At 69.3% G+C, this 13,255-nt stretch carries 1 protein-coding gene; it reads right to left on the bottom strand.

Annotation, left to right across the window (positions count from 1 at the left end):
• Positions 1-13,178: amino acid adenylation domain-containing protein (locus AC1DWT_RS35550; protein WP_477924266.1), on the bottom strand; the 13,178-nt coding region annotated here is incomplete at its 3' end.
• Positions 13,179-13,255: the final 77 nt, after the last annotated feature.

Consider the following 13,255-nt stretch of genomic DNA (forward strand, 5'->3'; position numbering starts at 1 on the left):
TCCCCGATCAACCACCGCGCCAACCGATGCACCCGCGCAGCAAACTCCCCATACGACAACACCCCACCCTCGAACACCACCGCCGGCGCACCCGGAGACCGCACCACCTGCGCCTCGAACAACTCCACAACAGTGGTAGCCGGCACCACATGCGACGTCGCATTCCACGCCCCGACCACCAACCCCCGCTCCCCCGCCCCCAGAACCTCCACATCCCCCACCACGGTGCCCGGATCACCGGCGATCGTCTCGAGAATCCGGACCAGGCGGTCGGCGAGCGGGGCGACGGTGGCCCGGTCGAGGATCGCCGGTTGGTAGCGCAGACTCAGTCGCAGTCTCGGTTCGACGATCGTCAGCAGCGTGACCGGGTAGTGCGTGGCGTCGCGGGCATCGAGACCGGTCACCCGCACGCCGCCGATGTCGGTGTTCTCGTCCAGTCCGGACGTGTCGATCGGGTACGACTCGAACACCGACAGCGTGTCGAACAGGTTGCCCAGGCCCACCCGCGACTGGATGTCGCCGAGGCCGAGGTGATGGTGGTCGAGCAGGGACATCTGCTCGTCCTGCAGGCGGGCGAGCAGTCCCGCGACGGTCTCGTCCGGGTCCACCCGCACTCGCACCGGCACCGTGTTGATGAACAGGCCCAGCATGGTCTCGACACCGGACAGTTGCGGCGGACGACCGGACACGGTGGCGCCGAAGATCACGTCTTCGCGGGAGACCAACCGGGACAACAGCACACCCCACGCTGCCTGGATCACCGTATTCATGGTGACGCCGATGCCTGCGGCTGTGGCGGCGAGTCCGTCGAGAATCCCGGCGGGCAGGTCGACGTCGAGTTCGTGGGGCACACCGTAGAGCGCCGCGGACGCGTGCGGCGCGACCAGCGTCGGCTCCTCGACACCGTCGAGTGCTCGTTCCCAGGCCCGGGCCGACGCTTCCGCGTCCCGGTTCGCCAGCCATTCCAGGTACGTGCGGTACGAGGGCGGCTCCGGTAGCCCGGCCGGGTCGCCGTCGGCGGCATACCGGACCAGCAGTTCCCGCACCAGCAACGGCATCGACCAGCCGTCGAGAATGATGTGGTGGTTCGTGATCGAGAGGACGAATCTGCCTGGTGCGGTGTGGAACAGCGTCAGCCGGAGCAGGGGCGGCCGGGCGAGATCGAATCGAGCACTGCGGTCCTCGTCGAGCAGTCGCGCGAGTTCCGTCTCAGTCCCGGCAGTGGTGAGATCGACCTCCCGCCACGGCACCTCCACTGCGTCGAGAACGACCTGCGCGGGTACCCCGTCGTCGTACACGAACGCGGTCCGCAGATTCGCGTGGCGAGCCAACAGAGCGGCGGCGGCCGCACGGAGGCGCGCCGCGTCGACCTCGCCTTCGAAGTCGATCCGCAGTTGCGCCGTGTAGACGTCCATCGACTCCGCGGCCAGCGAGGCATGGAACAGCAACCCCGACTGCAGCGGAGACAGCGACCACACGTCCTGCAGTGCCGGGAACCGCTGCTCCCAGCGTTCGATCTGCTTCTGGTTCGCCGGCACCAGCGGAAGGTCGGACGGTGTCAGCCCGCCCGCATCGGGTCGTGCCGTGTGCGCGGCGAGACCCTCCAGTGCACGGCGCCACAGATCCGCGAACGCTGCGACCTCGGTCTCGTGGAGGACGCCGGCCGGGAACGCGAACGACGCCCGTAGCCGGGGCCCCTCGGGGGTGTCGGAGACGAAGGCGTTGATGTCGATCACGGATTCGACGGGCATGTCGGGGTTCTTGGTGCCGCCGAGTGTGCTCTCCACCGGCAGCCAGTCCTCGCCTCCGCCGGTGACGGTCACCCGGCCCAGGTAGTTGAAACCGACTTGCGGAGAACGGAATCGGCGGAGTGTCTCCGACGTCTCGTCGTCCAGGTAGCGCAGCAGTCCGAAGCCGATGCCGTGGTCCGGGATCGCGAGCAACTGTTCCTTGACGGTCTTGACCGCCTGCTCCGCCGCGGCGCCGCCTGCCAGGGCGTCGTCGACATCGATTCCGGTGAGATCCAACCGCGCCGGATACACGGTGGTGAACCACCCGACGGTGCGGGAGAGGTCCGCGCCCGGGACGATCTGCTCCTCGCGGCCGTGGCCCTCGAGGGTGAGCAGGGTGTCCGGCACGGCGGCGCCGCGTTCCCGTCGCCAGGCGATCAGTGCCAGGGCGACCGCGGTGAGCAACCCGTCGCCCACAGTCCCGTGGAATGCGTCCGGCAGCGTGGTGAGCAGGGCGTCGGTCACCGCCGACGGCACGTCGGCCGTGACGGTGCCGACCGTCGCGGCGACGTCGATCGCGGGATCCAGGGGGCGCGAACCGATCAGCGGATCGGGGCCGTCGAGGATCTTCTCCCACGACGCGAGTTCGCCCGTCCGGGTCCGCACGGCGTCGGCCAGTCCGTGCAACCAGCGCCGCATCGACGTTCCGACTGCCGGCAACGCCGGTGTGAGACCGGCCTGGAGTCGGCCGGCGGCCGACGCGAGGTCCGCCACGAGAATCCGCCAGGAGACTCCGTCGACCACGAGGTGGTGCACCACGACGAGCAGTCGCCCGACGTCGTCCGGGACGTCGAACCAGACCACCCGCACCATGCGGGCGGCGGCCGGGTCCAGGTGGTCGGCCGCGGCATCGAGTTCGGCGCCGGCGAGTGCGGTGAAGTCTTCGCCCCGCACCGCGTCGACTGGCACCCGGCGGACGTCCGCCCGTACCGAACCCGCAGGCAGCACGTCCATGCCGTCCGCGGACACCCGCGCCCGGAGCATGTCGTGCCGGTCCAGTACCGCCTCGACGGCGCCGACGAGCACCTCGTGAGTGAGACCGGCGGGGGCCGCCAGCAGCAGCGCCTGCGAGAACCGGTCGAGCCGTCCGCCGCTGCGCTCGAACATCCACCGCGCGACGGGTGTCAGCGGCAGGGGGCCGACGCCACCGCCCGGCAACTCGCCGAGAGCGACCGTGCCGTCGCGGTCGAATCGAGCGGCAGCGGCGAGGCCGGTGACGGTTCGGTGGTCGAATACGTCTCGGGGAGAGAGGATCACACCGGCCGCCCGGGCTCGGGCCACCAACTGGATGGACAGGATGCTGTCGCCGCCGAGGGAGAAGAACGAATCGTCCCCGCCGACCGAATCGAGTCCGAGCACGTCCTCGAACAGTCCGGCGAGAAGTTCCTCGGTCTCGGTCTGCGGCGGCCGGCTTCCGGATCCGGTGAAGTCGGGTGCCGGAAGCGCTGTGCGGTCGAGTTTTCCGTGGACCGTCAGGGGAAGGGAGTCGAGTACCACCAGCGCGGCCGGGACCATGTACGACGCCAACCGGCCGGCGACGAAGTCGAGGACTACCCGCGAATCGATCGTCGCACCGGATTCGGGCACCACGTACCCGATCAGCCGGTCGCCTCCGCCGTCGGCGTTCCACACGCTCGCCGCCGCGTGGGCGACGGAGTCGTGGGTGAGCAGCGCCGACTCGACTTCGCCGAGTTCGATCCGGAAGCCCCGGATCTTCACCTGGGTATCGGTCCGCCCGAGGTACTCCAACTGGCCGTCGGGAAGCCAGCGCGCCCGGTCCCCGGTGCGATACATCCGGCTTCCCGGTGGCCCGAACGGATCGGCGACGAAACGTTCGGCGGTCAGCGGGAACCGCCGGCGGTATCCGCGCGCGAGGGCTGGACCTGCGAGATACAACTCGCCCGCGACACCGGCAGGCACCGGGTGCAGTCGTGAGTCCAGCACGGTCTCGGCGAAACCGCGGGTGGGTGTGCCGATGGTGACCGGTTCGCCCGGCACCAGTTGGTCGCTGATACTCGACACGACCGTCGTCTCGGTCGGCCCGTACGCGTTGAACATGCGCCTGCCCGGCGCCCACCGGGCGACCAGTTCGGGCGGACAGGCCTCCCCGCCCGTCACGACGCACCCGAGGGCGGTCAGACCCGCGGGGTCGACCGACGCGAGCGCCGCCGGAGTGACGAAGCAGTGCGTGACCCGCTCGGATTCCAGCAACTGCGCCAATTCGGCGCCCCCGTAGACGGACGGCGGTGCGATCACCATCGTCGCTGCCGCGCCGACCGCCAGCAGCAGTTCGAGGACGGACGCATCGAAACTCGGTGATGCGAAGTGCAGGGTCCGGGATTCGGGCGTCGTGCCGAACGTCTCCCTCTCCTGGGCCGCGAAGGCGGCGAGACCGCGGTGGGTCGTGATCACGCCCTTGGGTATGCCGGTCGACCCCGACGTGTAGATGAGGTACGCCGGATTGTCGGCCCGGATGGGCGCGATCCGGTCGTCGTCGGTGATCGCCGGCGCCGGATAGTGCGACAGATCGTCGCCGACATCCGGGTCGTCCAGCACCAGCCACGGCACGACGTCGGGCAGTGCGCCACGTTGCGCGGATCCCGTCAGCCCGCACACGGCACCGGAGTCGGTGAGCATGTACTCGATCCGCGCCGGCGGATGGTTCGGGTCCACGGGGAGGAAGGCCGCCCCCGACTTCGCGATCGCCCAGACGGCCGCCACCGATTCGACGGACCGCGGCACGCACAGTGCGACCACCGACTCGGGTCCGATGCCGCGCTCGATCAGCATGCGGGCCAGTCGGTTCGAACGCCGGTCGAGTTCTGCGTACCGCACCGAACTCCCGGCGAAGATCAGCGCCGTGGCCTCCGGATCGTGCGCGACCGCGTCGGCCATCAGGTCCGGCAGCGTCCGCGGCGCGACCGCCGCACCACCCGGCACCGGGGTGAGCAGGGCACGCTCCAGGGATCCGAGGATGTCGATGTCTCCGACCCGGGCGCCGGGGTCGGCGGTGACCGCCGCGAGGATACGCACGAGTCGTTCCGCGAATCCGATCGCCGTGTCCTCGTCGAAGAGGTCGGTCGCGTAGCCGAGACCCGCGGCAATGCCTGCCGGGTTGCCGTTCTCGTCGAACTTCTCGGCCAGGGTCCACTGCAGATCGAAGTTGGCGGAGTCGATCTCGAAGTCGATGTTCCGGACCTGCAGATCCGGCAATTCCAGCGTGGGGCGCTCGATGTCCTGGAACTCGAGCATCACCTGGAACAGCGGCGCGTACGCCGTCACCCGGGACGGGCTCAGGACCTCCACCACCCGCTCGAACGGAACCTCCGCGTGCGTGAAGGCACCCAGATCGGTTTCCCTGACACGGCCGAGGAACTCGGCGAAGGTAGCGCCGCCGTCGACGTGGGTACGCAGGACGAGGGTGTTGACGAACATGCCGACCACGTCGTCGAGTTCGCGTTCGCCGCGACCGGCGATCGGCGTCCCGACGGCGATGTCGTCCGCGCCGCTCACGCGTGCCAGCACGACCGCCAGCGCGGCATGCAACGTCATGAACACCGTGGTGGTCTGTTCCCGCGCCAACCTCACGACGCCCGCATGAATGTCCGGGTCGATCAGGAATTCGACGTGGCCACCGCGAAGTGACCGGACGGCGGGCCGGGGACGGTCGGTGGGCAACTCCAGCAGTTCGGGCAGGTCCGACAGCGTCGTGGTCCAGTAGGCGAGCTGCCGCGAAATGGGCGACTTGCCATCGGATTCCGATCCCAGCCACTCCCGCTGCCACAGCGCGTAGTCGGCGTACTGCACGTCCAGGGGCGCCCACTCCGGGGCAGAACCGTTCGCTCGGGACGCGTACGCGACCATGACGTCCCGGGCCAGCGGTGCCATCGAGAAGCCGTCGGCGGCGATGTGATGCACCACCACCGCGAGCACGTGCACGTTCTCGTCGAGCCGGAACAGTCGCGCGCGCAGCGGCACCTGCGTGGTGACGTCGAATCCGGCGGACAGCAGTGTCAGCGATAGTTCGCGGAGGTCCGCTTCACTCGACACAGTAACCGGTGTGAGGTCGGGCACCGCACTCGCCGCGGGCAGGATCACCTGGCGGGGGCCGTCGTCGGTGAGGGGGAAGACGGTGCGCACGGCCTCGTGCCGTTCGATGACGTCGGCGACCGCCGCCTGCAGCGCGGGCACGTCGAGCCGGCCCTCGAGTCTCAGCGCGAACGCGACGTTGTAGGCGGAGGAGGAGGTGTCGAACTGGTTGATGAACCACATGCGCTGCTGGGCCGGCGACACGGGAACTTCCGCGGTGCCCTCCCTCGGTTTCAGCGGGGGGCGGGCCTCGAGCCCTTCCTGCGACTCGGCCAGCAGCGCCAGACCCGCGACGGTGGGGGCGTCGAACACGTCGCGCAGTCCGATCCGGTCCCCGACGACCGCATTGATCCGGGCCACCAACCGGGTGGCGATCAGCGAGTTCCCGCCGAGGTCGAAGAAGCTGTCGTGCGCGCCCACCCTGTCGAGTCCGAGCAGATCGGCGCAGACGGCGGCCACGATCTCTTCGATCGAGGTTCGGGGGGCCACGAAACCGGCAGTCGGGCTGCCGAAGTCGGGTGTCGGCAACGCCTTCCGATCGAGTTTGCCGTTCACCGTCACCGGCAACTCCGGCAACACCACCACCACCGACGGCACCATGAACCCCGGCAACACCGTCGCCGCCGACTCCCGCACCGCCCGCTCGTCCACCACCATCCCGACCACCGGCACCACATACCCCGCCAAATACTCCCCCGCCGCACCGTCCCCGCGCAGCACCACCACCGCCTGCGCCACCTCCACCCGGCGCAGCAACACCGCCTCGACCTCACCCAGCTCGACCCGCTGCCCCCGCAACTTCACCTGAAAATCCGTACGCCCCAGATACTCCAACTCCCCCGACCGCAACCACCGAACCCGATCCCCCGTCCGATACAAGCGAGCACCTGCACCGAAGGGGTTCGCCACGAACCGATCCGCCGTCAACTCCGCCCGCCCCGCATACCCCCGCGCCAACTGCACACCCCCGAGATACAACTCCCCCGCCACCCCCACCGGCACCGGCCGCAACCGCCCATCCAACACGAACGTCTGCGTATTCCACACCGGCACCCCGATCGGCACCACCACCCGATCCGCCCCCGTGACCTCGTGGAACGTCACATCCACCGCAGCCTCCGTCGGGCCGTACAAGTTGTGCAGCTCCGCCCCGCTCACCCCGCGCAACCGTGCCGCCGTCGCCGACGGCAACGCCTCACCGCTGGTGAACACCCGGCGCAACGCGCCGCACCCCTCCACGTTCGCGCCCGCAAGGAACACCTCGAGCATCGACGGCACGAAATGCACCGTCGTGACCGACTCCTCGCGGATCACCCGTTCGAGGTACGCCGGATCACGGTGACCGTCCGGGGCGGCGATCACCAACCGCGCACCACACAGCAACGGCCAGAACAACTCCCACACCGACACATCGAACGTCACCGGCGTCTTCTGCAACACCACATCATCGGATTGCAACGGATACCGATCCTGCATCCACAACAACCGATTCACAATCCCCCCATGCGGAACCGACACCCCCTTCGGCCGACCCGTCGACCCCGACGTGAACATCACATACCCCGGATGACCCGGCAACAACCGCGACCGCTCCCCCACCCCCACCGGACCCGCCGGCAACCCCGACACATCCAGCGTGTCCACCGCCACCACCCGAACCGACCCCGCGAACACCCCCACATCCGCCGCCGTCGTCAACACCAGCACCGGAGCAACCGTGCCCACCACATACCCGACCCGCTCCGAAGGCTGATCCGGATCGATCGGCACATACGCCCCACCCGCCACCAGCACCGCATAGATCCCCACCACCATGTCCACCGAACGCCGCACCGCCACACCCACCGACGACTCCGGACCCACCCCCTCCCCGATCAACCACCGCGCCAACCGATGCACCCGCGCAGCAAACTCCCCATACGACAACACCCCACCCTCGAACACCACCGCCGGCGCACCCGGAGACCGCACCACCTGCGCCTCGAACAACTCCACAACAGTGGTAGCCGGCACCACATGCGACGTCGCATTCCACGCCCCGACCACCAACCCCCGCTCCCCCGCCCCCAGAACCTCCACATCCCCCACCACGGTGCCCGGATCACCAGCGATCGTCTCGAGAATCCGGACGAACCGCTCCCCGAACCCCACCACCGTCGCCCGGTCGAACACGTCGGATGCGAACGTGAACGAAGCGTCGATGCCCGCTGCGGTCCCAGTCACGTCGTACTGCTCGGTGAGCGTCAACTGCAGGTCGAACTTGGAGACACCGGGTTCGACGTCGACGGTTTCCACCGTCAGTCCCGGCAGGGTCACGTGGACCGGGGCGGTGTTCTGGAACTCGAGCAAGATCTGGAACAGCGGTGAGTACGCGGTCGAGCGGGTCGGCGCGACCGCGTCCACCACACTCTCGAAGGGCACGTCGGCGTGTCCGAACGCCGCCAGATCCGCCTCCCGCACCCGGGCCAGCACGTCGGCGAACGCCGCTGCGGGGTCGACGGCTGTGCGCAGGACCAGCGTGTTGACGAGCATCCCCACGACGTCGTCGAGTGCTTCTTCGCCACGCCCGGCGATCGGCGTCCCGATCGCGACGTCTCCGGACCCGCTCAACCGGGCCGTCAGCACCGCGAGCGCCGCGTGCATCACCATGAACATCGTCGAATCGTGTTGCCGCGCCAGGGCGAGAAGCGCCCGGTGGTCGTCCTCGGGCACGGTGAACCGGACGGTCCCGCCGCGGAGCGCCCTGTCGGTGGGCCTCGGTCGATCCAATGGAAGGTCGATCGCGTCGGGCAGACCGGACAGCGTCTGCTTCCAGTACGCCCCTTGCGCCGACATCACACTGCCGGGATTGTCTTCGCTGCCGAGGGCTGCCCGCTGCCAGAGGCTGTAGTCGGCGTACTGCACCGGCAGTGGTCGCCAGTCCGGCGGCTGTTGCTGCACCCGCGCCGAGTACGCCACCATCAGGTCGCGGGCGAGTGGATCCAGCGACGCTCCGTCCGCCGAGATGTGGTGCACCACGAGCACGAGAACGTGGTCGTCCCGGCCGGCGCGGAACAGGGCGCCCCGCACGGGCACGTCGGTGCTCACGTCGAATCCCCGCGCGGTCAACTCGGTCATTCGCGCACGCAACGCCGCCTCGTCCTCGACAATTCTCGGCTCCAGATCCGGAATCATCTCGCCCAGCGGCTGAATCACCTGATGCGGTCCGTCGACCGACGCCGGATACACGGTGCGCAGCGATTCGTGTCGTTCGAGAATGTCCCCGACCGCGGTTCGGAGCGCGTCCACGTCGAGGGTTCCGTTGAGGCGCAGCGCCATCGGGATGTTGTAGGCGGGCGAGGAGGTGTCGTACTGATTGACGAACCACAGGCGTTGCTGGGCAAGCGAGAGAGGGATCCGGTCGGGGCGCTGCTGCGCGACGAGGTCCGGGCGGCCGGAGGGCCGCGCGTGCGCACTCCCGATGCGTTCCGCCAATGCCTCCACCGTCGGCGCCTCGAACAGAGTCCGCACCACGAGTTCGACGCCGAGTGCGGCATTCACACGTGCGACGACCCTCGTCGCGACGAGCGAATTCCCGCCGAGGTCGAAGAAGCTGTCGTCGAGGCCGATTCGCTCCACGCCGAGGACGTCCGCGAACACCCGCGCCACCGCCTGCTCCTCCGTGGTGGCAGGAGCGCGGAATTCGGCGGTCGTGGACAGGAATTCCGGCGCGGGCAATGCCGCACGATCGAGCTTTCCGCCCGGGGTCAAAGGGAACTCGTCCAGTATCACGATCGCCGCAGGCACCATGTACGTCGGCAGTCGCCGTGCGGCATGGTCCGTCAACTCGGTCGCTGTGAGCCGCTGCCCGGCGGCGGACAGCACGTACGACACGAGCACCGTGTCTCCGGACGGTGCCGTGCGCTGCATCGTCACCGCGGTCCGCAGGTGTGGATGGGTGTGGAGGACCGTGTCGATCTCGCCGAGTTCGATGCGGAAGCCGCGCACCTTAACCTGGAAATCACTGCGGCCCAAGTACTCCAGCGTGCGGTCGGGCCGCCACCGCACCACGTCGCCGGTGCGGTACATCCGGTCGCCGGGGCCGCCGAACGGGTCGGCCACGAACCGTTCCGCCGTGAGCGCCGACCTGCCGTGGTAGCCGCGGGCGAGGGCGTCGCCGGCGATGTACAACTCTCCGGCCACGCCGACGGGCACCGGTGTCAGCCGTTCGTCGAGCACGACCTCGCGGAAACCGCGGAGCGGGCCGCCCAGCGTGACGGCGCCGTCCGGGGACAGCGGCGCGCTGATGTTCGACATGACGGTGGCCTCGGTGGGCCCGTACGCATTGGACAGCCGGCGGCCGGGCGCCCACCGCTGCACCAGTTCCGGGGAGCACGCCTCGCCGCCGAACACCACGTCCCGGAAGTCGGAGAGTCCGTCCGGCTCGATGGTGCCGAGCGCCGCGGTGGTGACGAATCCGTGAGTGACCCTCTCCGACTGCAGGAACCGGGACAGTTCCTCGCCGCCGTAGATCGCGGGCGGCACGATCACCATCGTCGCCGCGGCGGCGAACACGTGCAGGTACTCGGAGACGGACGCGTCGAAACTCGGTGTGGAGAAGTGCAGAATCCGGGAGGCCTGCGTCGCACCGGATCGGGTGCGTTGCTCGGCCGCGAAGTTGTCCAGGCCGCTGTGGGTGACCACGACCCCCTTGGGCTTGCCCGTCGAACCGGACGTGTAGATCACGTAGGCCGGATTCTCCGGGCGGAGGGGCCGAACCCGGTCGGCGTCGGTGACGGCCGAGGCCGGCCGACTCGCACAGTGCGACCGGAACGCGTCCTCGTCGAGCACCAGCAACGGCACCGATCCTGCTAGCCGGGACCGCACTGCCGACACCGTCACACAAAGCGCGGCGCCCGAATCGTGGAGCATGTGCTCGATCCGTTCGGCCGGATAGTTCGGGTCGGCGGGCAGGAACGCCGCACCCGACTTGGCGACCGCCAGCATCGACAGCACCGACTCGATCGAGCGGGTCATGCCCAGCGCCACGACGTTCTCCGGCCCGATGCCGTGTTCGATCAGGACGCGGGCCAGTTGGTTGGAGCGCTCGTCCAATTCCCGGTACGTCACGTCGATTCCGAGATACGAGAGCGCGGCACCGGCGGGGTTGGCTTCGGCTGCCGCCGAGAACAATTCGGGTAGCGTGCGCCCCGGCCGTCCGGGCGCGCCGGGCACCGGGACGAGGGTGGCGCGTTCGGTGTCGGACAGGATGTCGATGTCGCCGACGACGGAATCGGGGTCGCCGGTGGCCGCCTGCAGGATTCGGCTCAATCGTTCGCCGAGTCGACGAACAGTGCCGGGGTCGAACAGATCGGTGGCGAACGCGAGGGTCACCGTGATGCCGGTCGGGATGCCGTCGGCGTCGAACGTCTCCGCCGCGGTCACCCGGAGGTCGAATCTGCCGATCACGGCCGTTTCGGCCGCGTCCCCGCCGTCGAACAGCACCTGGACGATCGGCGAGTATGCGGGCGACTCGCGGACCGTGAGCGCCCGGACCACCTGCTCGAACGGGACGTCGGCGTGCTCGAACGCCTCCCGGTCGACGTCGCGAACGTGACGGAGGTGCTGCGTGAAGGTCGCGTCCGGTTCGGCGCGGGTCCGGAGAACGACGAGGTTCTGCCCCCGGTCCAGTGTGGCCGTCGTTCCGACCGCGACCTCCGACGCACCGGAGAGCCGGCTCAGCAGCACGGCCGCGGCCGCGTGCAGAACGGTGAACGCGGTGGTGCCGTGTTCGTCTGCCAGTGCCCGCACCCCGCGGTGGGTCCGGGCTCCGATCGGGACGTCGACGCGGTCGGTGTTCCCGGACTGCGCGGGCGGCCGGGCCCGATCGGACGGCAGGTTCAGCACTTCGGGCATCCCCGACAGCCGATCGGTCCAGTACGCGAGGTGGTGCGCCTCGCGGCGCCGCCGCTCGCCTTCGCGAGCGGTCGCCTCGTGAACGGTCGCGAGCCGGGCCTGTGGATCCGCCGAGACGAATTCTTCCAGCAGTTCGACGAAGTACCGGTGGTGCCGGCGCAGCGCCGCATCCTCGTACCGGTTCGGGTTGGCCCGGAAATCGACGAAGATCTCCGCCGGCGTCCCGCTCGGATACACGTTGACCAGGAGGTCTTCCACCGGGCCCGAGGTGACGATGTGGTATTCGCCGACCAGGGGGCCGAGCACCACCTCCTGGTGGAACAGCATGACGTTGACCATGGGTCCGTGCAGTTCCGCGACACCGCCCGCGCCGACGTCGCGGCGGATGTCCTCGACGCTGCACCGCTGATGCCGCAACGCGCCCATCAGCTCTCGCCTGACCTGCGACACGAGTTCCGCGACCGTTGCGCTCTCGTCGACGGTGATCGGCAGCGGTGCGACGCTGACCGTCATCCCGCCGGAATTGCGCAGCAGCGACGTGGTCCGCCCGGACATCGGAACGTTCACGAGGACTTCGGTTTTCGCCGTGGCCCGCGACAGGTAGCAGGCGAAGGCCGCGATGATCGTCACGGCCGCCGCGGCGGTCGCCTGGCTGTCGGAACTCTGGATGCCGGACGCGGCCGCCTCGGACAGCAGCACGCTCTCGACCGTGCTCCTGGCGAGTGCGGGTGCGGGTGCGTCGGCCAACGTCGACCCGCCGATTCCCTCGACTCGCTCGGCCCAGTACTCCCGATCGGCCACGAAGCGATCGGACGCCCGGTAGAGGGCGTCGACGTCGTACAGTGCGCGCAGCGTCGCGGCGCGGCTCGGATCCGGTTCACGACCCGCGACCGTGGCCGAATACCGGTGCGCGATGCGGTTGATCAGCGTCATGGCACCGTAGCCGTCGAGCGCGACGTGGTGAATGCGGCTGTACCACAGGTAATGCGCCTCGCCCACGCACAGGATCGACGTCTCGAACAGCCGATCGGCGTCGAGATCGAGTGGGGCCTGGTAGTCCCGGTCCATCCATTCGTGCGCGGCGGCGACCGGGTCGTCGTCGCCGCGAAAGTCGACGAACTCGATGGACGTGTCGGTGGTGTGGTCGACGTACTGCATCGGCCTGCCGTCGACCTCGACGACCTTGAGGAACGGCGACTGGAACTCGCGGGCAACCACGATGGTCTCGCGTCRCAGCAGGTCGATGTCGAGGTTGCCGTGCAACTCCACGTAGTGCGCCACCGAGATGGGCACCGCCGGGTCGAGTTGCTGCGCGAACCACGTGGCACGCTGCGCCGCGGACAGCGGGAATGCGTCCGCGTCCGAATTCTGTGTAGCCGGCTTCCGCGTGTCTGGGGCCTTCACGGTGGGTCCTCCCCGTACGGTATCCCCGACCGTCGACGTCGTGAGCGCGTCCGGATCCTGACTCGCGAATGCGGGAG

Source organism: Rhodococcus sp. P4_B6 (genome assembly GCF_056402215.1).